General features: G+C 35.2%; 24 protein-coding genes, 23 tRNA genes and 2 rRNA genes. 43 read left to right on the top strand and 6 right to left on the bottom strand.

Annotation, left to right across the window (positions count from 1 at the left end; genetic code table 11):
• The 26 genes from BKP35_RS07235 to BKP35_RS07110 form a co-directional block, all read left to right on the top strand.
• A 23S ribosomal RNA gene (locus tag BKP35_RS07235) occupies positions 1–125 on the top strand; the annotation flags it as partial.
• A gap of 270 nt (positions 126–395) precedes the next feature.
• Positions 396–511, top strand: a 5S ribosomal RNA gene (rrf, locus tag BKP35_RS07230).
• Between the two features lie 140 nt (positions 512–651).
• Positions 652–727: transfer RNA gene (locus BKP35_RS07225), tRNA-Ala, on the top strand.
• 26 nt (positions 728–753) lie between these two features.
• Positions 754–830: transfer RNA gene (locus BKP35_RS07220), tRNA-Met, on the top strand.
• Between the two features lie 54 nt (positions 831–884).
• Positions 885–977, top strand: a tRNA-Ser gene (locus tag BKP35_RS07215).
• A 9-nt stretch (positions 978–986) separates the two neighbouring features.
• Positions 987–1,062, top strand: a tRNA-Asp gene (locus BKP35_RS07210).
• 30 nt (positions 1,063–1,092) lie between these two features.
• Positions 1,093–1,177, top strand: a tRNA-Tyr gene (locus tag BKP35_RS07205).
• Between the two features lie 20 nt (positions 1,178–1,197).
• Positions 1,198–1,271, top strand: a tRNA-Trp gene (locus BKP35_RS07200).
• Positions 1,272–1,284: 13 nt separating this feature from the next.
• Positions 1,285–1,360, top strand: a tRNA-His gene (locus BKP35_RS07195).
• 23 nt (positions 1,361–1,383) lie between these two features.
• Positions 1,384–1,458, top strand: a tRNA-Gln gene (locus BKP35_RS07190).
• A gap of 4 nt (positions 1,459–1,462) precedes the next feature.
• Positions 1,463–1,537, top strand: a tRNA-Gly gene (locus BKP35_RS07185).
• Positions 1,538–1,581: 44 nt separating this feature from the next.
• Positions 1,582–1,651, top strand: a tRNA-Cys gene (locus BKP35_RS07180).
• A 25-nt stretch (positions 1,652–1,676) separates the two neighbouring features.
• Positions 1,677–1,765 (top strand) — tRNA-Leu (locus BKP35_RS07175).
• A gap of 123 nt (positions 1,766–1,888) precedes the next feature.
• A tRNA-Arg gene (locus BKP35_RS07170) sits at positions 1,889–1,962 on the top strand.
• Positions 1,963–1,986: 24 nt separating this feature from the next.
• Positions 1,987–2,063, top strand: a tRNA-Pro gene (locus tag BKP35_RS07165).
• 15 nt (positions 2,064–2,078) lie between these two features.
• Positions 2,079–2,152, top strand: a tRNA-Gly gene (locus BKP35_RS07160).
• A gap of 31 nt (positions 2,153–2,183) precedes the next feature.
• Positions 2,184–2,260: transfer RNA gene (locus BKP35_RS07155), tRNA-Ile, on the top strand.
• A 69-nt stretch (positions 2,261–2,329) separates the two neighbouring features.
• A tRNA-Ser gene (locus tag BKP35_RS07150) sits at positions 2,330–2,420 on the top strand.
• Positions 2,421–2,433: 13 nt separating this feature from the next.
• Positions 2,434–2,508: transfer RNA gene (locus BKP35_RS07145), tRNA-Glu, on the top strand.
• A 102-nt stretch (positions 2,509–2,610) separates the two neighbouring features.
• A tRNA-Val gene (locus BKP35_RS07140) sits at positions 2,611–2,686 on the top strand.
• Between the two features lie 150 nt (positions 2,687–2,836).
• Positions 2,837–2,913: transfer RNA gene (locus tag BKP35_RS07135), tRNA-Met, on the top strand.
• A gap of 86 nt (positions 2,914–2,999) precedes the next feature.
• Positions 3,000–3,072: transfer RNA gene (locus tag BKP35_RS07130), tRNA-Thr, on the top strand.
• A gap of 38 nt (positions 3,073–3,110) precedes the next feature.
• Positions 3,111–3,186: transfer RNA gene (locus tag BKP35_RS07125), tRNA-Lys, on the top strand.
• Positions 3,187–3,199: 13 nt separating this feature from the next.
• A tRNA-Leu gene (locus tag BKP35_RS07120) sits at positions 3,200–3,280 on the top strand.
• Between the two features lie 331 nt (positions 3,281–3,611).
• Positions 3,612–3,983, top strand: coding sequence for a hypothetical protein (locus BKP35_RS07115; protein WP_071312685.1), 372 nt, complete (start codon positions 3,612–3,614; stop codon positions 3,981–3,983).
• 312 nt (positions 3,984–4,295) lie between these two features.
• Positions 4,296–5,189: a 50S ribosomal protein L11 methyltransferase gene (locus tag BKP35_RS07110; RefSeq protein WP_071312684.1), complete on the top strand. Its 894-nt coding sequence runs from the start codon at positions 4,296–4,298 to the stop codon at positions 5,187–5,189.
• A gap of 134 nt (positions 5,190–5,323) precedes the next feature.
• Here the strand turns inward: BKP35_RS07110 and BKP35_RS07105 are convergent, their stop codons facing one another.
• Positions 5,324–5,653, bottom strand: a complete 330-nt coding sequence (locus BKP35_RS07105; RefSeq protein WP_071312683.1) for a hypothetical protein — start codon at positions 5,651–5,653, stop codon at positions 5,324–5,326.
• Between the two features lie 508 nt (positions 5,654–6,161).
• Here BKP35_RS07105 and BKP35_RS07100 point away from each other — a divergent pair.
• Both BKP35_RS07100 and BKP35_RS07095 read left to right on the top strand, forming a co-directional pair.
• Positions 6,162–7,583 (top strand): MDR family MFS transporter, encoded by a 1,422-nt coding sequence (locus BKP35_RS07100; protein WP_071312682.1) that lies wholly within the window; start codon positions 6,162–6,164, stop codon positions 7,581–7,583.
• 79 nt (positions 7,584–7,662) lie between these two features.
• The gene (locus BKP35_RS07095) at positions 7,663–9,621 is read left to right on the top strand and encodes a GTP-binding protein (RefSeq protein ID WP_211274605.1); all 1,959 of its coding nucleotides are present in this window, start codon (positions 7,663–7,665) and stop codon (positions 9,619–9,621) included.
• A gap of 203 nt (positions 9,622–9,824) precedes the next feature.
• Here BKP35_RS07095 and BKP35_RS07090 read toward each other — a convergent pair whose 3' ends face one another.
• The 3 genes from BKP35_RS07090 to BKP35_RS19430 form a co-directional block, all read right to left on the bottom strand.
• Entirely contained in the window at positions 9,825–10,754 is a 930-nt protein-coding gene (locus BKP35_RS07090; protein ID WP_071312681.1) for a TdeIII family type II restriction endonuclease, read from the bottom strand.
• Positions 10,755–10,768: 14 nt separating this feature from the next.
• The gene (locus tag BKP35_RS07085; protein ID WP_071312680.1) at positions 10,769–12,034 is read right to left on the bottom strand and encodes a hypothetical protein; all 1,266 of its coding nucleotides are present in this window, start codon (positions 12,032–12,034) and stop codon (positions 10,769–10,771) included.
• Between the two features lie 405 nt (positions 12,035–12,439).
• A tRNA-OTHER gene (locus BKP35_RS19430) sits at positions 12,440–12,530 on the bottom strand.
• Positions 12,531–12,938: 408 nt separating this feature from the next.
• On the opposite strand from BKP35_RS19430, the gene BKP35_RS07080 reads away from it, so the two are divergent.
• The 10 genes from BKP35_RS07080 (at position 12,939) to BKP35_RS18850 (ending at position 18,498) form a co-directional block, all read left to right on the top strand.
• The gene (locus tag BKP35_RS07080) at positions 12,939–13,847 is read left to right on the top strand and encodes a site-specific integrase (RefSeq protein WP_071312679.1); all 909 of its coding nucleotides are present in this window, start codon (positions 12,939–12,941) and stop codon (positions 13,845–13,847) included.
• 572 nt (positions 13,848–14,419) lie between these two features.
• Positions 14,420–14,569: a hypothetical protein gene (locus BKP35_RS19425; protein ID WP_169819160.1), complete on the top strand. Its 150-nt coding sequence runs from the start codon at positions 14,420–14,422 to the stop codon at positions 14,567–14,569.
• 38 nt (positions 14,570–14,607) lie between these two features.
• Entirely contained in the window at positions 14,608–14,985 is a 378-nt protein-coding gene (locus BKP35_RS07075) for a hypothetical protein (protein ID WP_071312678.1), read from the top strand.
• 175 nt (positions 14,986–15,160) lie between these two features.
• Entirely contained in the window at positions 15,161–15,493 is a 333-nt protein-coding gene (locus BKP35_RS07070) for a hypothetical protein (RefSeq protein WP_071312677.1), read from the top strand.
• Positions 15,494–15,647: 154 nt separating this feature from the next.
• Entirely contained in the window at positions 15,648–15,950 is a 303-nt protein-coding gene (locus BKP35_RS07065) for an Imm53 family immunity protein (protein WP_071312676.1), read from the top strand.
• An 85-nt stretch (positions 15,951–16,035) separates the two neighbouring features.
• Entirely contained in the window at positions 16,036–16,236 is a 201-nt protein-coding gene (locus BKP35_RS07060; protein WP_071312675.1) for a hypothetical protein, read from the top strand.
• 157 nt (positions 16,237–16,393) lie between these two features.
• The gene (locus BKP35_RS07055) at positions 16,394–16,906 is read left to right on the top strand and encodes a hypothetical protein (protein WP_071312674.1); all 513 of its coding nucleotides are present in this window, start codon (positions 16,394–16,396) and stop codon (positions 16,904–16,906) included.
• Between the two features lie 134 nt (positions 16,907–17,040).
• Positions 17,041–17,577, top strand: a complete 537-nt coding sequence (locus BKP35_RS07050; RefSeq protein ID WP_071312673.1) for a hypothetical protein — start codon at positions 17,041–17,043, stop codon at positions 17,575–17,577.
• A gap of 231 nt (positions 17,578–17,808) precedes the next feature.
• Complete coding sequence (locus BKP35_RS07045) at positions 17,809–18,204, top strand: hypothetical protein (protein ID WP_169819159.1); 396 nt, start codon at positions 17,809–17,811, stop codon at positions 18,202–18,204.
• Positions 18,205–18,333: 129 nt separating this feature from the next.
• The gene (locus BKP35_RS18850) at positions 18,334–18,498 is read left to right on the top strand and encodes a lipopolysaccharide assembly protein LapA domain-containing protein (RefSeq protein ID WP_169819158.1); all 165 of its coding nucleotides are present in this window, start codon (positions 18,334–18,336) and stop codon (positions 18,496–18,498) included.
• 238 nt (positions 18,499–18,736) lie between these two features.
• On the opposite strand, the gene BKP35_RS07040 is transcribed toward BKP35_RS18850, so the two are convergent.
• The gene (locus BKP35_RS07040; RefSeq protein WP_071312671.1) at positions 18,737–19,486 is read right to left on the bottom strand and encodes a hypothetical protein; all 750 of its coding nucleotides are present in this window, start codon (positions 19,484–19,486) and stop codon (positions 18,737–18,739) included.
• Positions 19,487–20,196: 710 nt separating this feature from the next.
• Entirely contained in the window at positions 20,197–20,691 is a 495-nt protein-coding gene (locus BKP35_RS07035; protein ID WP_071312670.1) for a sigma-70 family RNA polymerase sigma factor, read from the bottom strand.
• 186 nt (positions 20,692–20,877) lie between these two features.
• Between BKP35_RS07035 and BKP35_RS07030 the strand changes: the two genes are divergently transcribed.
• The 5 genes from BKP35_RS07030 to BKP35_RS07010 all read left to right on the top strand — a co-directional run bounded on the left by BKP35_RS07030 (position 20,878) and on the right by BKP35_RS07010 (position 25,498).
• Positions 20,878–21,285 (top strand): competence protein ComK, encoded by a 408-nt coding sequence (locus tag BKP35_RS07030; RefSeq protein ID WP_071312669.1) that lies wholly within the window; start codon positions 20,878–20,880, stop codon positions 21,283–21,285.
• 135 nt (positions 21,286–21,420) lie between these two features.
• Positions 21,421–22,872, top strand: coding sequence for a spore germination protein (locus BKP35_RS07025; RefSeq protein ID WP_071312668.1), 1,452 nt, complete (start codon positions 21,421–21,423; stop codon positions 22,870–22,872).
• A gap of 65 nt (positions 22,873–22,937) precedes the next feature.
• A complete protein-coding gene (locus BKP35_RS07020; RefSeq protein ID WP_071312667.1) occupies positions 22,938–24,137 on the top strand; it encodes a Ger(x)C family spore germination protein in 1,200 nt (399 codons plus the stop codon).
• Between the two features lie 5 nt (positions 24,138–24,142).
• Complete coding sequence (locus BKP35_RS07015; RefSeq protein WP_071312666.1) at positions 24,143–24,370, top strand: hypothetical protein; 228 nt, start codon at positions 24,143–24,145, stop codon at positions 24,368–24,370.
• 15 nt (positions 24,371–24,385) lie between these two features.
• On the top strand, positions 24,386–25,498 hold the full coding sequence (locus BKP35_RS07010; RefSeq protein ID WP_071312665.1) for a GerAB/ArcD/ProY family transporter: 1,113 nt from the start codon (positions 24,386–24,388) through the stop codon (positions 25,496–25,498).
• The last annotated feature ends 636 nt before the right edge of the window (positions 25,499–26,134 follow it).

Genomic DNA, 26,134 nt, shown 5'->3' with positions numbered 1-26,134 from the left:
AGATGAGATTTCCCATGGAGTTAATCCAGTAAGACCCCTTAGAGATGATGAGGTTGATAGGTCTCGGGTGGAAGCGTGGCGACACGTGGAGCTGAGAGATACTAATCGGTCGAGGACTTATCCTAAATTAATTTATAATTTATAATTAACAATTTAGAATTTAAAATTGTGAAAGCTTCTCTGAGAAGCTAAAGCAATTGTCAACTATGAATTGTGAATTGTAAATTGACAAAAGAAATGAATGAAATACTCAAGTAACTTAATTGTGTCTGTTATCTAGTTTTGAAAGAGCAATCTTTCCATGAATTATGATTATAGAGTTTGATGATTGGGAGCTTCCAAGAGAAGCTTACAAATAACTCAACACTCAAAACTCATAATTCAAAACTAAAAAGTTTAGTGGCGATAGCGAAGAGGTCACACTCGTTCCCATGCCGAACACGATCGTTAAGCTCTTCAGCGCCGATGGTAGTTAGGGGTTTCCCCTTGTGAGAGTAGGACGTTGCTAAACTTTATTTCTGGGGCCTTAGCTCAGCTACGAGCTAGTCTTCTTCCGAAAATGCTACGAGTTGTTTCGACGCAGCATGCTTCGAAGCAACACTAGCAGAGGAAGAAACAGGGTCTTCATTGAATATGCTTCATCAATACATCGGGGCCTTAGCTCAGCTGGGAGAGCGCCTGCCTTGCACGCAGGAGGTCAGCGGTTCGATCCCGCTAGGCTCCACCATTTAATCTTCTATAGCAATTTATTATGGCGGCGTAGCTCAGCTGGCTAGAGCGTACGGTTCATACCCGTGAGGTCGGGGGTTCGATCCCCTCTGCCGCTACCAATTTTTTTGCGAAGCGAAATAACTTAACAATTTAATTGACTTTTTATATGATACGGAGGAATACCCAAGTCCGGCTGAAGGGATCGGTCTTGAAAACCGACAGGCGGGTTAAACCGCGCGGGGGTTCGAATCCCTCTTCCTCCGCCATATTTATATGGACCCGTGGTGTAGTGGTTAACATGCCTGCCTGTCACGCAGGAGATCGCCGGTTCGACCCCGGTCGGGTCCGCCATTTTTATTTTTAAAACTAATTTAATATTGTGGAGGGGTAGCGAAGTGGCTAAACGCGGCGGACTGTAAATCCGCTCCCCCCGGGTTCGGCGGTTCGAATCCGTCCCCCTCCACCACTGTACAATTGTTTGCTTTTAGGGGCATAGTTTAACGGTAGAACAGAGGTCTCCAAAACCTCCAGTGTGGGTTCGATTCCTACTGCCCCTGCCATTAAATCACTATGGCGGTTGTGGCGAAGTGGTTAACGCACCGGATTGTGGCTCCGGCATTCGTGGGTTCGATTCCCATCAGTCGCCCCATTTATTTAATAAAATATGATTATTGGGCTATCGCCAAGCGGTAAGGCAACGGACTTTGACTCCGTCATGCGTAGGTTCGAATCCTGCTAGCCCAGCCATTATGCGGGAGTAGTTCAGTGGTAGAACACCACCTTGCCAAGGTGGGGGTCGCGAGTTCGAATCTCGTCTTCCGCTCCATTAATTTTAAAAATTAAAATTTTATATCGAGTATAAAACTTGGTGGCATAGCCAAGTGGTAAGGCAAGGGTCTGCATAACCTTTACCCCGGTTCGAAATCGGGTAACGCCTCCAAGTGCTCATAGAAGTCTTTCGTAATGCCGGGGTGGTGGAATTGGCAGACACACAGGACTTAAAATCCTGCGGTAGGTGACTATCGTGCCGGTTCAAGTCCGGCCCTCGGTACCAAATCAATTATATGAATATGCTTCACTGCAGATTTGCAAAGAGCAAGCTTGTGGCGCAGGAGCATAGTTTATATATAAGTATATATTGTTTTCAAAGTACGAAAAGTATATTTTTACAATAAATGCGCCCTTAGCTCAGCTGGATAGAGTGTTTGACTACGAATCAAAAGGTCGGGAGTTCGAATCTCTCAGGGCGCGCTCTTAATAACATTTCTTAACAAACGGGAAGTGGCTCAGCTTGGTAGAGCACCTGGTTTGGGACCAGGGGGTCGCAGGTTCAAATCCTGTCTTCCCGACCATCATTATAATCAAATGCGGGTGTAGTTTAGTGGTAAAACAAGAGCCTTCCAAGCTCTGGTCGTGAGTTCGATTCTCATCACCCGCTCCATTTTTTTAAGAGCAGACAACCTATTTTGTATGGGCCTATAGCTCAGCTGGTTAGAGCGCACGCCTGATAAGCGTGAGGTCGGTGGTTCGAGTCCACTTAGGCCCACCATATGTAATTGAAGAGCATTTGAAGATTAAGCAACTTCGAGTTGTATTAGCCGAGAACATCCAGTCATATGGAGAAGTACCCAAGTGGCTGAAGGGGCGCCCCTGCTAAGGGTGTAGGTCGCGCGAGCGGCGCGAGGGTTCAAATCCCTCCTTCTCCGCCAGTAAGTAATATCTGGCCCGTTGGTCAAGTGGTTAAGACACCGCCCTTTCACGGCGGTAACACGGGTTCGAATCCCGTACGGGTCACCAATATTTATACCAATATTTATAAAATTTTCTTAACAATACATCGGAGCTGCACTAGTAGAGGAAGAAACAGGGTCTTCATTGAATAAGCTTCATCAAAACTTCGGAGGATTAGCTCAGCTGGGAGAGCACCTGCCTTACAAGCAGGGGGTCGGCGGTTCGATCCCGTCATCCTCCACCATATTTTTTATTATCGCGGGATGGAGCAACGAGCATAACATCGTGGAAAAAGTGACGAGTTGTCTCGACGCAAAAACTACAAAGCGATACTAGTAGAGGAAGAGACAGTGCCTTACTAGGAGCAAGAACAACTTATATATTTTACTATTATCGCGGGATGGAGCAGTTCGGTAGCTCGTCGGGCTCATAACCCGAAGGTCGGAGGTTCAAATCCTTCTCCCGCAACCAATCCAATTAGAAGATAATTTAAAAATTTTCAATGTAGGCTTTGCTACGAGTTTTATTTAGCAGTATTTTCAGTGGATTATTATTATGCCGGCCTAGCTCAATTGGTAGAGCAACTGACTTGTAATCAGTAGGTTGGGGGTTCAAGTCCTCTGGCCGGCATTCTTACTATTTACGAAGGTGAAATTTTCTTTCTTTAGGAGCCATTAGCTCAGTTGGTAGAGCATCTGACTTTTAATCAGAGGGTCGAAGGTTCGAATCCTTCATGGCTCACCATTATTTTGCATATGCGGGTGTGGCGGAATTGGCAGACGCGCTAGACTTAGGATCTAGTGTCTTTGACGTGGGGGTTCGAGTCCCTTCACCCGCATTTAAATAATTGTGTAAAAAATTTCCTTATTAAGTATTTTTTAACGATAGTATAAGAACTCAGGCAAACTCTCCTATCGACATTATTGGCAAATGATAATATAATAATTTACATACAATTCCTAAAGGTCTAACTTATGTTAGGCCTTTTTTTACGTCATTAAGCAAAAATGTGATAGAAAGTTCTTTTACATCTATGATAAAATCGTCGCTAATAATTTACCTTTAGAAAGGGTGTTATAAATGGCTGGCTAAATAATCGATCGTAAAAATGGTTTATAAAAGACAGTATCCTAAATAATAAAGTATTGAGGATACAGAAGGGGGATATTATGAAAAAGTACATTTTTATTTTAATAATTTTCGTTATAAGTTCAATAGGTTGTTCTCAAGAAGCAAATGTTGAAAAAGAATTACAAAAAAATGAAATGGTTGATCTTTTAACGGACTATAGAGAAAATTTAAGCTTATTTAAATATGTAGAGGTTGAACAACTGTATATTGAAATCAAAAATATGTTAACCAAAGATGTATTTGCAGAAGATCGCGAAGTGTTAGAGGGTTATGTTGAATCTCTCTACCGAGCAAAAGATGAAGGGATGCAAATGTATCAGCATTTTTTAGAGGAGTTACCTTCTGACTATGATGGGATCATTAGTGAGATAATATGGGAGGACTATAACGTCATTTTTGGTGAAGATTAGTATTTGTATTTAAAGGATTTTAAGTACATTTGCACAATAAGTAAATGAGTGCCTGGAAATGATTTTAGGCATTCTTTTTTGTTTAGCTTTGACAAAGGCAATACAGTAAGCTTTAGAGAAATAAAGTTGAGTTGATATGATCGGAAAGAACATATTAAACTGTATAGGTCGATGAATTTCATAATCCATTATTCTCGCCACTAAGATCAATATATAGTTGCTTGATGTGGCTCATTTTTGGTAATTATGAAATTCACTCAGGAAATAAAATTGCTTAAAAAATAATTACATATGTATAAAGGGGTCCCGGGAATGTTACACGAATTTACGATAAATGTACCATATAAAGACATAGAAGCATTTACAGAAAAATTAAATGTGGTTGGTGTTTATAATTTGTATTATGAACCACCGATTGAAATTATTAAAATTCAAAATGGCTATGGAGTTGAGGAAAAAGTCGATGATAAAGTCGACTTAAAAATTTATGCAAGTGATCAAGAAGTAGAAAATTTACCGATGGCCTACTTTGATATTATTCAAAGTACACTTGCGGTTTCTAAAGAAGAGATAAAACACACTTCTCGTGATGAAGCGAGTTGGGGCGATGATTTTAAATTTGAGGATGTGGACTTGGGGAATGGTTGGGTAATTGTTTACCCTGATTCAACAGAAGTCTATACAGGCAAAAACGTCTTGAAATTTGATCCTCTTGCTGCTTTTGGAACAGGTTTGCACGAAACGACCCAAAGTTGTTTGAGACTGTTATTAAATAAAGAGCTCACTGGGAAGAAGCTACTTGATTTAGGTACCGGTTCAGGAATGCTAGCAATAGCGGCGTCATTAAAAGGAGCCGCAAAAGTTGTCGCGGTTGATTATGAACCAGTTGAAAGGGAGCTTCGTCACAATGCCCAATTAAATGAAGTTACAAATGATATTGAAATTGTTCAGGCTGATTTAATTGACGGTGACTATGCGATTAATGACAATTATGATTTGATCATCATTAATATCGGTGGAGATGAAACAGCAGCGATTTTGAAAAAACATCATTTATTAAAGCGTAGTAATGATTTTATTGTTTCGGGGTTAGTGGAATGGCATACGGAGTCTTTAATCGAACAATTTAAGGCGAGCGGATTTTCAATTAAAGAAAAACTACACACGCATGAATGGGTTACGATCTATTTTACTAAGAGTAATTAATGCAACTATAGTCTGGTTTGGCCACTAGGATTATCTAAAATTCATTTCGCGAAAGAGACAAAAATAAAGCTTCAAATAATCTACTTGTTATCCAAAGGTGTTATTTGAAGCTTCTTATATTGAGTGAATCACGATCACCGCTTATTTAATTGATCTTCTCCGACGACAATACGGTGATCATCAATCTGTAATGTGTAAGCATTGTCTTTACAGCGATAGATGACTTTATTATCATCTTTGTTTTCTTCGATTTTACTTTCTGGGTAGTGAACAATTAATACATCATCATGAAATTCATAAGGTAGTGGTATAGAAGGAATTCCTCCTTCTAGAATCGCTAGCCCATGATCTACGAAATCTCCTTTTTTATCTGTTTCACGAAACACTTTTTCGATTTCGACAATTTCAGCCTCTTTTTGTTGCCCTTCAACATCGGTAATAATCTTATCTCCAATTTGATACACGGTGAAAACAGTCCCTTCTTCATAACGTTGTTAATTAGTGGTACTTTTTTGTCACAATTTAACAACTCCATATTTTTATTTAGTCCATAATACCAATCGCTTTCAAGTAACAGTGTTATTCTAAAAAATTCTCCTAAAGTGTAATTGTAAAATTTTTATCGACTTGTTTCAACCACTCAGTCGCAATATAGGTCTACTGGTAAATTTCGAATTTGAAAGGGTCTGACACAAAGTGTATAATTATATATTATATTCATATAATGTGTGATCAATTCATAGACATTCGTGGCCCAGTTATTTTTTAATTATAGTATCATAATAATATAGATTCATAGATATCCCCAAAGGGTTTGTATGGATTTAAATGAGTAAATTTCATAATTACCTAAAATCTATATCAAACTTTATGAAATTGCGAGCGACTTAACGCACCTCCAGATAGCGACTTAATAACGATAATATTGAATGATGAAATTCATTAAAATAGATGATAATTAGGAGTTTTTGCATGGAAAATAACGAAAATTATAGTAAAGTACTGATTGCAGGTTTATTGCTTACTGGTACTTTTATTGCCGTATTAAATCAAACATTGATGATTACCGCCATTCCACCTCTGATGATCGAAATGAATATTACAGCTAATACAGCACAATGGTTAACAACTGTTTTTATGCTTGTGATGGGGATTATGGTTCCCATTTCTGCGTTTCTTATTGAAAGATATACGACTCGACAGCTTTTCTTAACGGCAATGGGGATTTTTACGATTGGGACCGTTGTTTCGGCATTTGCAACAAATTTTCCGGTCTTACTAACTGGAAGAATTATTCAATCCATGGGAGCGGGCGTCATGATTCCGCTCATGCAGACGGTATTTTTGCTCATTTTTCCTGTAGAGCGACGAGGGGCTGCGATGGGGTATATCGGGCTAGTAATCTCGTTTGCTCCTGCCATTGGGCCAACGTTGTCTGGTTGGATAACAACAAATTATGATTGGCGCTACATGTTCGTGGCCATTATTCCACTAGCACTTATTATAATTGTTGCCGCTTATTTTTATATGAGAAACGTAACAGAATTAAAAAAATCCAAAGTTGATCCTATTTCGATCACTTTATCGACACTTGGTTTTGGAGGGCTACTTTACGGGTTTACGAGTGCGGGTAATAATGGCTGGGGCAGTCCTCAAACGTTAATCTTCCTAGCTCTTGGTGCAATCTCGATCTACGTTTTCGTTAAGCGACAGCTTGTGATGACTCAGCCGATGCTTAATTTCCGTGTTTTTAAAGCACGTATTTTTACTCTTTCAACGGTCATATGTAGTATTGGATTTTTTGGGCTCATTGGACTGGAAACATTGATTCCTTTGTATATGTATAACATGCGTGGGTTTACGGCAATGGAAGCAGGGCTTGTGTTGCTACCTGGGGCGATCCTAACTGGTTTGATGGCTCCGATTACTGGAAGAATTTTTGACAAATACGGTGCGCGTGTATTGGCGATTCCCGGACTAATTATCATGACATTTTCGACATTTGCGTTTCTTTTCATTGATACAACGACGTCACTTACGTATTTAACGGTCATGTATGCAATCCGTATGTTTGGTTTCTCAATGGTCATGATGCCTGTCAGTACAGCAGGGTTGAACCAAATACCGAGAAAACTTATTCCGCACGGGTCAGCAGTGACGAATACGATTCGGCAAATGTCAGCTTCTATTGGAACTGGCTTACTCGTTACAGCGATGACTACTAGTGAGCGAGTAGCAAGTAATTTTCCTACGATTGCAAATCCAGATATATTTGGAGCAATCATCGCATTTGGTATGGTCGGAGTATTGACCTTTGTTTCATTGATCCTAGCCTTTAAAGTGAAGCGAACATATCCACCGACAGACGAAGAGTGGGACCGCCAGGCTAGTTAGTTGATCGGGTGATGTCTAGGTGGGTGTTAAAGCTGCTGTTCATAATAAGCTGAATTTTTGTGGAATAGAGGGTGTTATTATGAGGAAAACAAAAACCATTGGTATTTTAGCTCATGTAGATGCTGGTAAAACGACGTTTGCTGAGCAAATACTTTATCATACCGAAAGTATTCAGAGTCGTGGGCGAGTCGATCATATGGATTCCTTTTTAGATCATCACGATATCGAAAAAAATAGAGGAATTACCATCTTTGCTGATCAAGCGGAGTTTTCGTATAATCAATCAAACTATTATCTTATCGATACACCCGGTCATGTCGATTTTTCAGCTGAAATGGAACGCTCACTTCAAGTGATGGATTATGCCATTGTGATCATCAGTGCTGTAGAAGGGCTACAAGGACATACAGAAACAGTCTGGGAGCTTTTAAAAAAACACGAAATCCCCACGTTCTTTTTTATCAATAAAACGGATCGAAACGGGGCAGATGTTTATAAGGTTGTTGAAGATATTCGTCTTCAATTTTCGAATGATGTTGTAGATATCACTGATTCCATTCACAATGGTGAAATGACAGAGGAACTCATTGAATTTGTGGCAGAACGGGACGAAGAACTGCTTGATGATTATATAGAAGAAGGATATCAAAAAGAAAAATGGTTGGAAGCGCTAAAGCGATTGATGCGTGAAAACAAAATCTTTCCATGTGCAAGTGGTTCTGCACTAAATGATATAGGGATCACTGATTTTTTAGAAAAGATAGATTTGTTAACAGATATAGACTATTCCGATAAACCACCATTTTCAGGTCATGTGTTTAAAATTCGCTATGATGAAAGTGGAACTCGAATCACATTTATTAAATTATTAAGTGGTCATCTAAATGTCCGCAATGAAGTTAGCTATACGAATGATGGAAAGCAGTTTCAGGAAAAAGTGACACAACTTCGTGTTTATAATGGTCATAAATTTAAAGCAGTTAATGACGCAAGAGCAGGTGAAATTGTAGCAGTTACAGGCTTAATAAAGGCAGGAGTTGGTACTAGCCTTGGAGCATTAACTAAAAACACAGCGTATGAAATGGTGCCAGCATTAAAATCGAAGGTTGTTTTTGATGAGAAAGTGAATGTGAAAGAAGTATTATCGAGATTTAAAATGTTGGATGAAGAAGATCCGTCTTTGCGTGTCACTTGGGATGAGCAATTGCAAGAAATCCACATTCATGTCATGGGAAAAATTCAGCTAGAGGTATTAGAGCAAGTTGTCAAAGAACGCTTCAACATCACTATTACTTTTGAAAAACCTGAAATTATTTATAAGGAAACTTTGGTAACAGAAGTGAAGGGATATGGTCATTTTGAGCCTTTAAAGCATTATGCGGAAGTCCATTTAAAAATTGAACCGGGTGAACGAAATAGTGGCATCACGTTTGAAAATGAATGCCATACTGACGACTTAAGTGTCGGATACCAAAACTTAGTACGCCATCATCTTTTTGAACGGGAGCATCACGGGTTATTAACAGGTTCAGCACTTACAGATGTCAAGGTGACATTGTTAACCGGAAGAGCCCATAACAAGCATACGAGTGGTGGCGATTTTTGTGAAGCGACATACCGTGCATTGCGACAGGGTTTAGAAAAAGCGAAAAATATCGTTTTGGAACCATATTATCATTTTAAAATTAAAGTAGATGTCGAACTAATGGGGAGAGTAATTGCTGATATCCAAAGCTTATATGGCAATTTTGATGCTCCGGAAACAATCGGTGATAAAGCTGTGATCACAGGGAAAGCACCTGTCACGACATTTATGGAGTATAGTACGGTTTTAGCATCATTTACTCATGGAAAAGGCGCAATGATGCTAAAATTCGCAGGATATTATCCTTGTCATAATGAAGAAGAGGTAATCGAGCATATCGGCTATAATAAAGATGCCGATTCCGACTATACCTCATCATCGATTTTTTGTGCAAAAGGAGCCGGATATAGCGTACCATGGGATGAAGCAGAAGAGAAGATGCATGCTTTATAACATCATCCTATATGCAAGCAATAGACCAAAGATTTAAAGGGTACATAAGATAAAGCCTAGGTAGTGCAACTCCTTGCAGTACCTAGGCTTTTAGTGTTTTAAATCTAATATTACAGTCTGGTATAAGAAAACGGCACTTCCACACTTATGAGCTACTTTTTAGACATAATCTCCCCCTCAAGTAGCCAGGGCTTTATCTAAATTTATTCGTTCTCTGGTTGAAAAATAGTATAGATCAGCTTAGAAAATTGCATTTCTTCCATGACTTCTTGATACAACCTTTTAAAGGTAGCAAACGTAATTTCTTCAGGTAAGATGGTTTCCCAAAAACTGCTACCAGATAAGATCATCTCATCGGAAAGATGATTTACAATACTACCATGGAATTTTTCTCCCTCCCCCTTATTATTATAGGCGGTTGAAAAGTATACCTTAGCATTAGGATAATTAGCATGGCAATAATGAGTGAAAAGTTTTCTTGCATTGGCATGGGCATTTTTACTATCTAGATTTCCGCCTGCTTTGATTTCATGAATATGGAGTAAAGGCTGCTCATGCTCATTAGTAGTTGGAACGAAATAACCTAAATCAATTGGTACGAAATGAATATTGGGGTATGAAATTTTCTCAGTTAGCAGGCTTTTTATGTTCTCATGGGTAGCGTTATTTCGTGACATAAACTGTTCAACAGTAGGGTTCGCGTCACTAATGTTTGAAACAATCACTTGACGATCAGTGGTATGCAGTATATCTGCAATATCTTTTTTCGATTGCTTTTGCCCAAGTGCATGTTTTAGTTTCTCTTGAATTTGTGCATCATCGAGGTCAAATTCTAAATTGTTAGGATTGATGATTGTTGGAACATTACAACGGCCATAAGTAAGGATCGAAATATTACGGGCGCATTTTTGAATCGCATTTCCAGTTGAAGATTCTAGGCTTCGAGTGATTGTCATGACAGGGGCTATTGTCTCAAAACCAGGAATGGAATGAATGAAGAAATTATTTTCGCGTCCCTTTTGATTTTTTGCAAAGTTTGCTCTCACGTTTTTTGTGACTTGAAAAAATGGTTCATAGATTGCTCTTTTAATTTGTTTTTTCATATCCGATTTACTAAGATGAATCACAGTCATTCGAATCGCTCCTTTTATTGTTTTTGAATACTCCAGACGGTGCTAATTGATTTTTTTATTACTTTTTTTGCTTGTAATTTTTTTGCTGGATTTTGGACGACTTCGTAGATAGGAGAGTTTGTATCAATATTTTTAACAAGAAATAATTTACATTTGTCATTATGTTCTTGTATGTAATACCATTCTTGCTCCGTAAATTGTAATGATGGCTGAGAAGTTTCCAACCATTTCACAAATACCTTTACATTATCTATTTCATAGTCATACACTTCGAGAGTATCAGCTTTTTTAAATTGACCTTCTATTTCTTGCTTAAATAGGTCGAAGGCAAGCTGTTCATATTCTCGTTCATTTTTTGTTGACTTAATATATGGGGGATGTTCAGTTTCACTATCGTCAACAATTGCTTCCATGACAGATCCCTGCGTCACGGCTAATAGGTGACTGATACCTTCAGTAGTAAGTTCATCAATTCTAATTAGGCCCTCATTTATTACAAAATGTATACCTTTTTCTGTTAATTTCCAGTTATCTTCTTCATAAATAGCCCATTTAGTTTTTTCAAGTGTTTTGTGAGACTTTAAGTTTCTTACCTTTTGTGAAAAATAATCATCTTTTCTCCCTTTAATGATCTCTAGGTCACGACCACTTGGTTTTAACTCATTACGCAGAGCTTGAATGAGTTTTGTTGTCGTTATTTTTCCATTGAGAAAAATTTGTTTTAGTGCAGGCTTTACTAAATCTTGTTCTGAATAAACTCTCATCTCTTTAATGGCTGTGTTAATCTTATTTAAGTCCTCAATTGTTAGCGAGTCTTGTTTGGAATATCTTAAAATATCGCTCATTAACGTTTGAATGGATTCTTTTTGAAATTCAGTAATTTCTTCTTCTTGGTCTAGCTCGATAACAACTTCCTTTGGTAGTTTGAATAATTGATAGATTGCTTTTTCAACCGATTCGTCGTCATGTTTGCTTTTATTTTGAGTGATGCTAATCGCAATCAATTCTTCAATCGGAATAGCTAAGGAATAACTAATATCAGAAATGTATTCAATTGAAGGGTTCTTTTGCTCTTCTTTTGGTAAGTCTTTTAGAAGTTGTGAAAAATAAGGGACACCTTTACCAATTTTTTTTGCTAATGCCGTTGTACTTAAGGAATAATCAATTTGATAACGAATGATGCGATCTTTGTTTAATGTAATTTCACAAAAAATTCTGTATTCTTGGGCCTTTGTAACAATATCAACGAATGTGCTTTTGGGAGTTAAATTATTAAACATAATTATCAACCTCTTTTCTTTGAGTAACGATATTTAAATCAAAAGCGTTACTTGGGATATAATTAAGAGTACAATAGGAAGTGTTATCTGTCAAATGGAATTTAACAATAAAATGTTCTCTGGGAAATGGAAGAGTGTCAGGAGAGTTTCTCTTTATACTAACTGTTGCTGATGGACTTTCTGAATTGAAAGTATAATAAATACATCTCCAGGTAAATTTTGTAATCCTTTTTAACCTGTTTTGGTCACAAAAAAACCTCCCTATTTGTATAAAGGAGGATAAACTTTGAGTATTTATGTAATTGAGCCCCAATGGTCAGTCAAAAAGGTCTGCCAAGGTTTAGCCAAAAACAGCCTTGAAACCTCTTGATACCTAAAACCACAAAAGCCATATAAACCTTGATTTGGCGGGACTGTGTGGGAATCGAACCCACCGAAGACGGCACGCGCCTCCCTAAGGTTTTGAAGTTGTAGATGGGTGGTTATTTACAGTACCTTATAGGGTTGGAAAGTGCGCTACAATAAGGTTTTGATGTTTTGTAATAATCGGCAATATCTTTAAATTTTTTAAATCGGGCACCCGACTCGGCACCTTTTTAGGTAGGAAGTAAAAGAAACTAAGTACTAAAAACCCAATTTATCCAATGTTTCAATTTATTAATATCTACTATTGATGGGTTCGATCTTCTTTGAAATATTTGCATAAGATAGGGCAGTTACATATGTAAATAGCAATAGTATTTAGTATTCTCGCACAAAAATTTAAATTATATTAACTTATTGAATACATTCTGAAAATTCAGTCTATAATAAAGGTACTACTGTTTTTATGGTGACTTGTCGCTGATAAAAACTTGAGTGTACTTGATGAAGAAAAAATTATTTTCAAGGAGTGGTGAAAGCTTTGCCTTTACAAATTACACCCATTACTTTTGATCAATTTACAAGATCATGCTTTATAGTTGATTATTCTCAAAAAACAAGTCTATCGACGCTAAAAGTAAGTCAAATTTGTTTAGAGAAACATATTCTACCGTTTTTTGGTCATCTCCTCCTTCACGAGATTACCGAAAAGCACCTAACAAATTTTTATCAACAGAAGAAACAAGGTGGATATTCGGATGCAACAATTAGGCGCTTCTTTAGTGTATTATTAATTATTTTCCGAACAGCCGTTAATAAAGGTTATCTTGAAAATCATCCGATGAAAGGAATGATCAAAAAGGTGAACGAAGTATCGAAACGTACTTTTATACCATTTAGCAACACGGAACTTGGTCAATTATTAGAAGTGGCGAAGCAGGAAGGAGTGGAAATGATGTATGAATTTGTGCTTTGCACAGGATTACGTCTTGGAGAGATTTTAGCCCTTTCCTGGAGTGATATTGATTTTAAAAAGGGGACGTGCACTGTTAGTAAAAGTGTATCTCCTGGTGGAAAAGCAGTAGAAGACATTTCGAAACTAACAAGGGGTTTCCGAACAATCAAGTTATCACAACACCTTCTTTCTAAATTGGAAAAACATAAGGAAAAGCAGCAGGAGATGAAGGAACTATTTGGTGAATTTTATTATCATGATTTAGATTTTGTCTTTCCTAAAAAAGATGGATCGGTCCAGTTCTACCACAAAGTTACAAGACAATTTAATCAATTAGTTGAAAAAGCAAATGTGAGGAAAATGACGTTTCATGATTTAAGGAGAATGCATCTTATCATGCTAAATAAAGCAGAGATGTTACCTATAGACTTCTTAGAGTATCCTAAAGGAAATGAAATAAATCCTACCACAAAATATTATGTACGGAAAGAATAGTCCCCAAAATTAGTCAGCCTATTACGAAAATAAAATAGGTAAAACGAGAGACTGAATCTTAGTATCTGATTCAGTCTCAATTTATTTAGTCAAATAATGTGTGTATGTAGGAGAGAGCTTTAATTTTTATTTTTCGTGGGTTAATTTTCAATTGCTTTCTTTAACTTGTTGAGTTATTGAGAGATTTTAATTAAAGCTAGATTCTATTCGCACCAACAATGTCATAATTAACGTTTTGAGAATAAGCGGAAGTTTGAATTGACTTCCGTTTTTTTGGTTTAACAACTACTGCACAGTATACTGTGCAATAAATTATTAGGATTAAACTATGTTTATTTAATTCGAAAGCTAATTAGCTTTGAAAAAAATAATTCCATTTTTTATTTAAATTAAGAACATCAAATTAGTATTATTTGGTATTATTGTTTTATGAATATCTATGATATTGTAAAGTGTTTCACTTAAAGTAACGAAGCAGAATACTTCATTAAGGAGTAATGTCCATTAAATGTTGAAGAATAGTATTTTAAGGTGTTTAAATTTAAATCGGCAATAATTAAAGAGGTGGGAAAATGGCGCAAAAGAAAAATATAATTATTATCTTATTAATGCTGTTTGGTTTTATATCTTTGTATATCAATATTCATTTATTTAATGAAAATAAATCTTTAAAAAGTATGGTAGGACGAGATTATTTTTATCAGCATGCCGAAGCTAATTAACGAAGCAGGTTAGTCAAAAGGTTTATAGGGGGAAAAATGTGAAAAAGATACTTTGGTTATTATCTCTAGTATTATTTTTAGTGTTGTTAGTTGGGTGTAATTCTAATATTGTAATAAGCCCTAATATTACTGTAGAGGGAGAGGAAATTCATATAATAGGGTATATAGGGTCAAATGCTGAACCTGAAGGTGATAATCCCCCTAAGGTATATAAAATGATAGAACCAACAATAGTAAGCCCTAATGCAGTGGTAACTATCAATTATATTGATCCTCCTAAAAGGGTACTGTTAAAGTCCTGGTATAATGGAGAACTTATTGAGGATTATAGGAAGTTGAAAGAATTCAAAATACAAGTTCCTAGCGAAGAGGGTCTATATATTTTTAATATTGCTTCAGATGGAACTTTAGAGTAGCTGGAAATTCAGTATTTGTCTTAGAGGTTAAAGAAAATTAAATTTACCTTTTTGAACTAAAGACGAGCTTTACTTGAACAGTGGCAGTGGGGCTTTTGTTTTAGTAATGAAGCAGGATACTTCAAGAAGGAGTAATTTCTAATAATCAGATTTTCGATAGTAAATAACGAAAGAGGTGAAAAAAATTAACAAACAAATTAGTATTATTAAATTAGCTGTAATACTGATTATTTTAATGCCAATTATGTACGGAATTAGCTATTTATATGAACATACTGGAAGTGCTGGAATAACAATGAGCATGATGACAGAGGAAAAGATTTTAGTTGACGACAAGCATTACATTATTTTAAGAAGCGAAATTGACCCTAATTACAAATTGAAAATTGAAGTACCAGCAACAACTTGGAGTCTTGTAGAAGAAAATGAAAAGTATACAATTAGATACTATAAAAGACTATTTGATAATCATTATAAACTCAAAACCATTGACCATGAAAAGGACTAATTAATTTATCTTACTTTTCACTAACGAACGAAAATAGTAAATCACGAGCTGTAATTAATTCAGCTCGTTTTTTCTCAATTTATAAACAAATCAAAAAGGAATTATGTTAATATTTAGCGATAGAAAAAAATGTAAAAAAGTATAATGACTGGTAATGGGTGTTACAAAAAAAATAAGCTGGATTCAAGCATGGCATCATGTACAGCGGAAAGAGAAGCAAAATGGTGGGGTGTTTTTAGAAACAACAGACTCATTAATTTGGAAGGTAAAGATTAGCATTGAAAACACTGAAGTTGAGAACCAGCCATTTAATTCAATAAAGCTAAGTCGTAATAAAAATAATTGGGTACAGTGTTTTGTCAGCTACGATGAAGAAGTGAGCTGCTTATGTTTTTTTGATGCTGGTGGTCCAGAAAATTTAGAAGAGATTATAGATATTTTTATAACATGGGGTTGATAGAAATGAAATGTTTTCTTAAATTAACGGAGAGCTTTAACTGAATAGGAATCAAAACAAATGTTAGTTGAGGGGATGTGTTTATATGGGAGGGTTAGTAATTATTCTTCCTTTTATTTCAGTTATGATTGGCTTATATTTTATTACATTAGGTCTTTGGGAATTAAGGGAAGGAGTAAATAGAAATCAGTATGTAAAATACATGTTTACTGGCTTATTTTTAACTCTTATTTTAACGCCGTTACTTGGTCTTATTGGGAACTTTTTAAATTTCCAACTCGGATAATGACTAAGAATGTGAAAGATAACTCTTAATGTAACGGAAGCATTAGTTGAGGAGCTGTTGCAATGGCAGTTCCTATTGTTGTTGAAGTAACGAAGCAGGGATTGTTGAAGAAGCGATTGGAATTTTATGGTGCATTAGTTGTGGGGAGGGGAAATATTTGAAAAACTTATGGATGTTATTTTTATTATCAGTTTTACTTTTGTTTACTTCAGCTTGTAATATTTCACAGGAACAAAAAATAACGAACGAAGCAGTCGTTTCACAACTAAGTGAAGAAGAATTTGAAGATGTTGGAACACATGGTTTAGACAATCCTACAATAGATGATTTTCGCAAATTCACTTTTAGTTTTGAAGTGGAACATTCACCAGAAACAACACGAAAAGCTGAGTTTCCTACACTAAATAGTTGGAGAGAGGCTATAAACACAATAGATAATAAAGAAAGATACTTGTTTGGTGACGGTTATGGACAAAATAACGATGCTGAAAATTTTGCTGAATATGGGAGAGAGTTTGTTTTTTATTCAAAAGGATTGAATGAAGAAGAGATTAGAAAGGCTTTTAATTCTATCGTTATTCTACTCTATTTAGACACTGAAAAAGGAGAAAGCATTGAAAGGGAATATAAAATTGGTGATTTAATTAAGTTTGATAGCAATGGCTCTTAAAGAAAGACAATTTAATAACGTTCGGGTTTATTGTGTTAACGGATTGCGTTACTGCAATAGCGCCAGCGACGCTAGGAATGTTTAACAAGCGGGATAGATAAAATAAGAGCAAAGTATGTAGGGGAGGGAGAAATATGAAAGTTAAAATATTTGCATTTGGTATTGTATTTTTGTTACTTCTAGTCGGGTGCAATAATGAAAAAGAGTTTAGTGAAATATTACAGGATGAACGAATACAATTATTGATACATCAAGAAAAGGTGGATAATGGTGTTGTGCTATTCTATGTACCTAACACAACTGGTGACGGGGAAGCTATTGAGGCAAGGTTTATTGAAAAAACACTTTTGGGTTGGGAAGCATCATTATTGCATAGAGGCGGGGGAAGTTCATTACTTGCTATCCCTACAATTTTTCTGCCCAAAATGGGTGAGAAATCTTTACTTTTTGGATTCCATCCAAACAACGCTATTGATGAAATCAAAGTAGAGTATAAACATGGGGGTGTACTAAAAGAAGTTGAAGCCAATACAATAGAAAACAAAGAAAGACATATTTGGTTTGCATTTGTAGAACAACCTAAAGTGAAAACGATTTATACGATCAAAGGGTATTTCAATGGTGAACTGATCGAGACTGTAAAAGAAGAATCAATTGGCATTTCTAATTAAAAAATAAAACGAACGGAAGCCATCATGTGTAGTTGCTCCTGTTGCCATTTTCTTAAACTATTGAGGGCTTTAGTTGAAGTAGAATTTATTAATAACCTATTCAATTATCAGGGGCTTTACTGGAAACAATTGCTTAATTTAAAATAAAGGGGGAAAATTTTTCTTATGAAAAAAATTACCTTTGGAATTATCACATCGATTCTTATAGGCACATTATTTTATTGGTTTTTTATGTCTGATCGTGATACATCTTTTAAGAATGAAGTTTTAAATGAATTAGAAGGTGACATAGACCGCATTAGTCTATATCGTGAAGCGGATAGCCATCGAATTCAAGATCCAGATCAAATTTATAATCAAGAGTATATTAATCAATTCATACATTACTTTGGTGATCTTGAACTTAGAAAAGGTATTGATAATTTTAAAGATTTATATGTTGTCAATTTATATAAAGACCTTGAATTTTTCAGAATTATTGTTTTAGAAGATAACCATCTAGCCATTATTACTAAGAACGCCAACCGCCAACAATCGAACACATATGAAATTTTAAATGATGACGAAAAAGAATATTTAAAGTTCTTTGAAAATGAAATGCTTGATTGGGAAGATACCAGACCATAAGGTGAATTTTAGACTGTTAGTTTATTTCAAATAAAAGAAAGCTTCCGATTTAATTAGTTATTCTTCAACTGAGTAGCATTGCCCGTTAAAGAATTTGGGAGTTACCCTATAAAAAGAGGAGGAATGTTTATGGCTAATGAAATGTTTTTAATTATTCTTATTTTGTTAATTTTAGTTTGTATAGTTGGCGGAGTATTACTAATCATCTTTTGGATGAAAAGCAGTTATAGAAAAAAAGATTTGAAAATCAAAGAGCTTCAAAATGAAATTGAGGAACTAAAACGAAAGAGATAATTTCAAAGTAGGATTGCCAGTTGTGAATTAACACACTTAAATTAACGATAAGCGTTAGTTGAAGAAAGGGGCGAAAATATGAGTAAACGCACAGGTGATTTATATCTGTGCGTTTTTGTATGCTAATTTTAGTGTTAATTTGATTGGGAAAGGAATGCTAAACGGACTGTCATTTAGCCTGTGAGTTCAACGTTTTCCCCTCCCAGAACTGAACCCGTTAGTAAAAACCATTCCTCTTTTATTTTTGCATTTTATGAAGGTTTTCACTTTTCAATGCTTCAAAAGCACGGGGGTTCATTTCGCAGTGATAATAATAATGCTTCATTTTTCGCTGGATTTCCGCTTTTTCACGTTGTTTTTTTGTTTTGTACCCCTTTATTTCTAAATAACGTTTTATTACTTTAAATAACGAATATGCGAAGGCGATACCAGCGACAATATTGCTTTTAAGACCTAATATAAGGATTGTAATTGAAATTATCAACCAACTATAAAGCGTAGAGTCAAAAAATCTTTTTATATTTTTCATTTCTTTTACTTTTTCATCAGCTTGTTTTTCATTTTCTTCCCTATTAGTAAACGGCAGTTTCTTATAAACTTTGTCAATATATTCATCGCTAAGTTGGTCACTAGGTACATCTTCCTTTTTGACTTCTTCCCACGTTTTTATAACTCTATTATTTTCATTATCGTAGTAACCCAATAAATAATCATTAGGTTTTACCTCATTAAGCGAAAGTGTATTATCGTCTTCATCGAGAGGTATTATCAAAAGAGGTAACGGGAATTTTGTTACCCACTTTTCTAATTCTTTTTCCATTGTTTCAGCAACTCGGTCAGCTTTTGGTTTTCCTTTAAAAACTAATTGCAAAGTAGCGAAGAATTCAGACTTCAATTTAATTGGGCAATATGTAACTTGGTAATTTTTATGCTGCACTTCTACATTTTGATATATTTTTTCACGCCAAATTTTCTTTATATGCGACATTGATTTTCCCCCTCGATAGTAACTTAATATATTTTAGCATATAGTTCCAATCTAATTGGTCACAAGAATTGATTTCTTCCCAACGCTTTATAGTGAACATAAATCCGAAGAAATGCTTGTAGAAGAACAACGAGAGTAAGAACGTCGTGAAATTGCGAAGAAATTAACGAAGAATTTTGGGCGTTTGATTAAGATTATGATTTTGATATGTTGAACGGTGAAGAATTTCAAAAGGTGGTCGAGTTTTTCGAGTATCTTAAAGCAAAGCAAAAGAAATGTCGTTTTAGAAAGGAGTGTTGTAACTATATTAATAAAGAAACATCTCCCCAATTTATGGTGTTGTTGATACCAATCGAATAGGTACGAAGCAACATTACTGTAATAAATTAAGTGTAATTCATTAGTAAATCCTTTTATTATGTGAACGAATAATCTTAAATTAGTGTGTTCTTATGTTGAAGAAGAACAAATAACAAAATAAAGTAATTTGCTGCGTACAATTATACTATTCAATAGAAAGTGATATTCCACAATCCCGATTTCAGAAGGTCATAAGCCTAATACCTCGCATTTTTATACAGAGGATTAGGCTTTTTCACATCATAGCACAGATGGTACATTCTCTTGACTGTAATCACTTCTCCACATTGAACAAATTAGTAAATTGTAGTACCAATGCAATTTCCATTAGCTACGTTAATAATACTTGCCTACTCGAAAGTAATATTCTTCCTTAACTTTTTCACAACGTTTTTCTTCCAGGATTTCACGGTATTAGTAGAAACGCCATGATCCTTGGCGATTTCTGATAACTTCTTTTCATTTAATATAGCTTCTTGGATCCACAGCTTTTCTCTGTTTGATAAACCTTCCAAATATGAGTTGACTACTTCCAACTCTAATGGAACCTTGACACTTTGATCGACTAGGTGAGGGTTGTTTGACTCACCTAACGTGTGATGATCTTGAAACTTCTTTTCTTTATTTAACAGCGATAATAACCTGCCTCGAACAGTAATAATGGCAAAGGATGAGAATTTCCCCTTTTCTGGATCAAACCGTTTATAAGCTTCCCAAAGTGCAATTAAGCCTTCTTGAAAGTACTCTTCATGATCTTTGTAAATATTTAATAACTTTAATTGTTTCTTTATTAACGGCTCGTAGTTTTTAGCAATTTCATCAAAACTTTTATCAGTAGGTATCATACTAACTCCCACTGAAAAGCATGCTTTTCTTCATATTCCGACGGTATAATAAACATAAAAGAGATTGTATATATCTGTCATTTGTCCATTTTTAGAGATTAGGTGGTGAGAAGAGATAGTTTGCTGGTAGTTCTTTAAAAATGGACAAATAAGCAGTGAAAAGTAACAAACTTTTGGGAGGATGTTATGTTTAAAGTTGAGGAGTATATTGCAAATGAAGAAACGATGGCGCTACTTCCAGAGAGAGATGAAATGTATCAAACCAAAGTATTAGAGAAGGACAGGAGTTTTATGATCAAAACTTCTTCGCTAAAAGTGATTGAGGATTCTTGTATCTTTTACGGCTCATCCTATGAAGGCCGGAGAAAGGCTGCAAAACGTTTAGCGCGCCTTCATTTTAAAGCCCCAGTAGCCATTCACCCTGAAGGTAATATTTATTCATTTCCAACCCATTCACCAAAGAAATTTGAATGTAGCTGGATCTTCCCAACCCATATTAAAGACATCGCACCAGGTAAAAAAGATTTAGGGAAGTCGGTTATTTTGTTTTCAAATTTGCAGGAAGTAGAACCACCCATGATCCACAAATCCTAAACTACGCTATAATTGTGTACCTCTATGTTTTAATTTTAGATGAAATTTTTGTTTAGTAATTTTTAGCATATTTTTTTAGGTGCTAGGTAAAGTTAAGCTTAGGAAATAAAATTAGAATTTCTAGGTGCTGGAATTATGACAAACACAATTTATCATAACTTAGATAAAAACCTCTCCAAAATTAAAAGCGATTTAGGAAATAGTAGTGATCTTTCTATTCGTAAAATACATGTAAATGTCCAAAAAAGTTTACTAGTAGCCATATTATACATGGAGGGTCTATCAGACAAAGATCTAATTGAAACTTCAATCATAAAGTCACTACTTGAAAAGAATAAAGATGCACTGTCTATTGGCGCAATATTGGACAACGTTAAGGAGAAAAACTTAACGATTCCTAAAATTAGTGAAGTGAGTGATTATTCCGAACTATATACAGCGTTACTTTCCGGTGAAACTTTACTGTTGGTTGATGGATATAATAAAGCTTTAATGGCAAACACCCCGAAGTGGGAAGCAAGATCAGTTGACGAACCTAGTACAGAGGCTGTGATTAGAGGGCCAAAAGAAGGCTTCGTAGAAAATATTATTGTAAATTCAGCACTGCTTCGTCGCAGAATTAAAGATAAAAACCTTTGGCTTGAAACGAAGGAAATTGGGTCAGTAACAAAAACATCGGTTTCATTTATGTACTTAAAAGACACGGCAAATGACGGAGTGGTCAATGAAGTTCGAAATAAATTATCACAAATTAACACAGATGCAATTTTAGAAAGTGGTTTCATAGAAGAATATATTGAAGATACTCACTATTCCCCATTTCCTACGGTGTTCAATTCAGAACGACCTGATGTGATAGCCGCTGGAATACTTGAAGGACGGGTAGCGATTTTAATTGATGGAACACCTTTTGTGTTATTGGTTCCTGCGTTATTCACTCACTTTTTTCAATCGCCTGAAGATTACTATAACCGATCTGATTTTGGTCTTATTAGATTTTTAAGGTTATTTTGTTTATTTATTGCCTTGTTAGGACCTTCTTTTTTTATCGCTTTAACAACTTTTCATCAAGAGACCATTCCTACAATCTTACTTGTTAGTCTCGCAGCCCAACGGGAAGGTGTACCATTCCCAGCATTACTTGAAGCGTTTTTAATGGAAATTACTTTTGAGATTTTACGTGAAGCTGGCATACGAATGCCGAGAATGGTTGGACAAGCATTATCCATTGTCGGTGCACTTGTCATCGGTCAGGCAGCTGTTGAAGCTGGTTTCGTCTCTGCAGCTATGGTAATTGTTGTTGCCATTACAGCCATTTCAAGTTTTGTTATTCCAAGCTATGATTTAGCGATCGCCATAAGGCTTCTACGTTTTGTAATTATGATTTTAGCTGCAACCTTTGGCTTCTTCGGTATCATTGTTGGGTTACTTGCTATTTTACTACATTTAGCGCACTTAAGATCTTTTCAAACTCCTTACATGACTAATTTCGGCCCATTTATTTTTAGAAATCAAAAAGATAATGTCTTTCGTTTTCCTATTCCATCGATTAATAAAAATAAAAAAACATTTAAGCCTTCGAAATAGTAATGTAAGTTAAGTAATTTTGTATATATAGTGAATAAAACTTTACATTTAGGAGTAGAGTCTCGATGAAAAAAAGTATTAGCATAGCTATACTATTGCTTATTATGATCTTTTCAGTAGGATGTTGGAATCAAAGAGAATTAAATGACTTAGCCATTGCAATGGCAGTGGGCTTTGATGATGTGAATGATAATGAAATCGAACTTTCTATTCAAGTTGTTCAACCAGAGGAAATCACAGATCCTAGTTACTTTACCCCTGTTACTGTCTATTCCGAAATAGCTCCAACAATCTTTGAAGGCTTTCGAAAAATGACAACAGAAAGCCCAAGAAAAATTTATTTACCTCATTTTCGAATTGCAGTGATTAGTGAACAGCTCGCTCGTAAAGGTATTAATGATATTCTTGACATGTTGATTCGAGACCACGAATTGCGTTCTGATTTTTATATTTTAATTGCAAGGGACGGGTATACCGCAAAAGATATAATTTCAATTATGACAAAGTTAGAGCGAATACCTGCTAACAAAATTTTTTCTTCTCTAAAAGTTTCTGATGCAGCTTGGGCACCAACAACAGCTGTTTTATTAGACGAACTGCTCATCGGGTTAGCAACCGATGGACAAGAAGTTGCTTTAACTGGGATCACAATTGCAGGAGGAGAAAAGGAGAAGGCAAAAACGAAAAAAAATGTTGAAAGGATGGATCGTATTGCAACTATCTCGACTAAAGGTATCTCTGTATTTAAAGATGATAAATTAGTCGGTTGGCTAAATGAGGATGAAAGTAAAGGTTATAGTTATATTATGGATGAAGTCCAAAGCACGATCGGTCGAATTAACTGTCCGAATGGTGGAGAACTAGTTGTAGAAATTATGAGTGCAGAAGCCGATAAAACAGCCAATATTAAAAACGGAAAGCCTCAAATTGAAATTTCAATTACACTAAACGTAAATATTGGAGAAGTGGCTTGTATAATTGATCTCACTGACGAGGAAACGATACAACAATTAGAAAAAAACATGGAGGAACAACTAGAGAAAATTGTAAAATCGACGGTGCATGCAGCTCAACATAAATTTAATAGTGACTTTTTAGGATTCGGAAATCTTATTTACAAAAACCAACCTAAACAATGGGAGAAACTTAAGGACAATTGGGATGAAGAGTTTCCCAAGTTATCCGTTAAGTACAATATGAAAGGGACAATTAATTTAACTGGCACTATGGAACAATCCTTTTTCAATAAGATTAAGGAGGAATAAGCAAAATGGAAACGGCGATTTACCTTATAACTTTCATCGGTATTACTATATATGGATTACTTCATTATAATAAGGTAAAACAAAAGGAACCTATTATTTTTATAAGTATGATGATTTTAAATGGTGTTTTAATGTTTCTCATATTAATAGAAGCTAAAATTCCAACACCGCTAGATTTCATTACATATATATATAAACCAATTGGAGAACTACTTTATCAATTATTTTCTTAAAAAAGGGCGAGTGTAATGATTGACAACCGTAAAATCGATAGTTATCAATTTTTTGTTTTAGTTTTTATATTTACTATTGGAAATACGATCATAAATGCACCAGCACTCATCGTATACCATGCAAAGCAAGATGCCTGGATCTCTAGTATTTTGGCGTTGTTATTTGGAGTTACTTTAGTACTTATATACAGTAGCCTCGGAACAAAATTCCCTGATAAAACAATCACCGAATATATGGAGCTCCTACTTGGTAAAGCTATTGGCAAAGTTATTTCTATTTTACTCGTTGTTTACTTCTTTATTATTGCATCACTTATGTTAAGACAGTTGGGCGATTTTTTATCCACTCATTTAATTCCAGAAACACCGACAATAGCGATCCATTTGCTTTATATGATGGTTATCCTATACGGAACGTTTTTCGGAGTTGAAACAATAGCACGGTCAGGAGAAATTATCTTTCCGATTCTAATGTTAATGCTTTTATTCCTATTTGTTTTTCTTACCAAAGAAATAAATTTTGAAAACCTTAAGCCTGTACTTGAAAAAGGCTGGGGTCCTTCGCTGAGAGGGACCATCGCCCATATTGGAATTCCTTACTTACAAATGGTTGTTTTTTTAATGTTTTTTCCATTTTTTAAACAACCAAATAAGATTCATAAACCATTTTTATTAGGGACTTCAATTGCAGGATTTTTCTTAATCTTAAGCACTTTGTTTTCTATTTTAGTAGTTGGGGTGGTATTAAGTGAATTTAAACAATACCCTACTTATTTTCTTGCTCAAAAAATAAGTATCGCTGACATTATCGACCGTGTCGAAGCAGTTTTAGCATTTATTTGGTTAATTACAATATTCTTCAAAATCATTATTTTGCTGTATGCGGCAAATTTAGGGATTACTCAGGTTTTTAACTTACGTCAATCTCGCCCATTTCTTTTCCCATTAGGACTACTATTATTATTGGTAACACAATTTATCACTGAAAATGTCATTTCTTTTAATAATTTCTTTAATAAAGTGATCCCACCATACACTTTGACTTTTGGCTTACTACTCCCTTTGTTTCTGCTGATTGTTTATAGGGTACGTCGGAAAAAATTTGAAACCCAAGCTGAACAATCATAATTTTTTTAATGTAGACATCTTTTTATAACATAAATTTTATTTAAAGAGTAACGATACTCATAAGAAGTATTCCAGAATAAGCATTCAAGCAATTAGCCATATAAAGGAATTTAGTATTCAACAATCGAGCGTGTTAGCAATACAAGCAAATATAATAAGAAAGGCAAGAAGCTAAAGTTCTTCGTGCCTTTTTACACAATGCGAATAATACTGTGATTTGGGATTGTGAAAGTGGTGTTAATTAGCATGTGAATTTGTCTGTGTTTTTTCCGCTTTGCACCTCAGAAGTAAATCCGTTAGAAATTATATCGTTTTTTCCTCAATAGTTGATTATATTTAAAGGCAATGGAATTTCCATTGGCTACTTTAATAATAATCTCACCTACTCGAAAGTAATATTCCTTCTCAGCTTAGGAAATTGTTATACCTAAAAATGGATATAAATGTTATTATTTTGGTAGGATCAGTATTAGTTTGTGAATAATTTCACTTAAAGTGAAGAAGCAGTTTTGTTGAGGAAACCTACTAATACGGACCGTTTTTTAATTCTATCGGACAAGAGAGCCGTTATTTGTGACCAAACCGGTGTTTTATCAAAGTAAGAGGACACCAGGTTCGTTATTTGGTTAATTTCGG

This window comes from Anaerobacillus arseniciselenatis (genome assembly GCF_001865995.1).
Classification (GTDB): Bacteria; Bacillota; Bacilli; order Bacillales; family Anaerobacillaceae; genus Anaerobacillus; species Anaerobacillus arseniciselenatis.
Note: the sequence above shows the minus strand (reverse complement) of the source record. Positions and strands in the feature narration are given on the sequence as shown.

Excerpts from the sequence above, each read along its gene's own strand:
- BKP35_RS18850 (WP_169819158.1), top strand. The coding sequence starts at position 18,334 with ATGGCTAATGAAATGTTTTTAATTATTCTTATTTTGTTAATTTTAGTT.
- BKP35_RS07115 (WP_071312685.1), top strand. The coding sequence starts at position 3,612 with ATGAAAAAGTACATTTTTATTTTAATAATTTTCGTTATAAGTTCAATA.
- BKP35_RS07095 (WP_211274605.1), top strand. The coding sequence starts at position 7,663 with ATGAGGAAAACAAAAACCATTGGTATTTTAGCTCATGTAGATGCTGGT.
- BKP35_RS07020 (WP_071312667.1), top strand. The coding sequence starts at position 22,938 with ATGAAAAAAAGTATTAGCATAGCTATACTATTGCTTATTATGATCTTT.
- BKP35_RS07090 (WP_071312681.1), bottom strand. The coding sequence starts at position 10,754 with ATGACTGTGATTCATCTTAGTAAATCGGATATGAAAAAACAAATTAAA.
- BKP35_RS07040 (WP_071312671.1), bottom strand. The coding sequence starts at position 19,486 with ATGTCGCATATAAAGAAAATTTGGCGTGAAAAAATATATCAAAATGTA.
- BKP35_RS07045 (WP_169819159.1), top strand. The coding sequence starts at position 17,809 with ATGTCTGATCGTGATACATCTTTTAAGAATGAAGTTTTAAATGAATTA.
- BKP35_RS19425 (WP_169819160.1), top strand. The coding sequence starts at position 14,420 with ATGGCGCAAAAGAAAAATATAATTATTATCTTATTAATGCTGTTTGGT.
- BKP35_RS07050 (WP_071312673.1), top strand. The coding sequence starts at position 17,041 with ATGAAAGTTAAAATATTTGCATTTGGTATTGTATTTTTGTTACTTCTA.
- BKP35_RS07100 (WP_071312682.1), top strand. The coding sequence starts at position 6,162 with ATGGAAAATAACGAAAATTATAGTAAAGTACTGATTGCAGGTTTATTG.
- BKP35_RS07025 (WP_071312668.1), top strand. The coding sequence starts at position 21,421 with ATGACAAACACAATTTATCATAACTTAGATAAAAACCTCTCCAAAATT.
- BKP35_RS07085 (WP_071312680.1), bottom strand. The coding sequence starts at position 12,034 with ATGTTTAATAATTTAACTCCCAAAAGCACATTCGTTGATATTGTTACA.
- BKP35_RS07015 (WP_071312666.1), top strand. The coding sequence starts at position 24,143 with ATGGAAACGGCGATTTACCTTATAACTTTCATCGGTATTACTATATAT.
- BKP35_RS07010 (WP_071312665.1), top strand. The coding sequence starts at position 24,386 with ATGATTGACAACCGTAAAATCGATAGTTATCAATTTTTTGTTTTAGTT.
- BKP35_RS07065 (WP_071312676.1), top strand. The coding sequence starts at position 15,648 with ATGGGTGTTACAAAAAAAATAAGCTGGATTCAAGCATGGCATCATGTA.
- BKP35_RS07035 (WP_071312670.1), bottom strand. The coding sequence starts at position 20,691 with ATGATACCTACTGATAAAAGTTTTGATGAAATTGCTAAAAACTACGAG.
- BKP35_RS07110 (WP_071312684.1), top strand. The coding sequence starts at position 4,296 with ATGTTACACGAATTTACGATAAATGTACCATATAAAGACATAGAAGCA.
- BKP35_RS07060 (WP_071312675.1), top strand. The coding sequence starts at position 16,036 with ATGGGAGGGTTAGTAATTATTCTTCCTTTTATTTCAGTTATGATTGGC.
- BKP35_RS07030 (WP_071312669.1), top strand. The coding sequence starts at position 20,878 with ATGTTTAAAGTTGAGGAGTATATTGCAAATGAAGAAACGATGGCGCTA.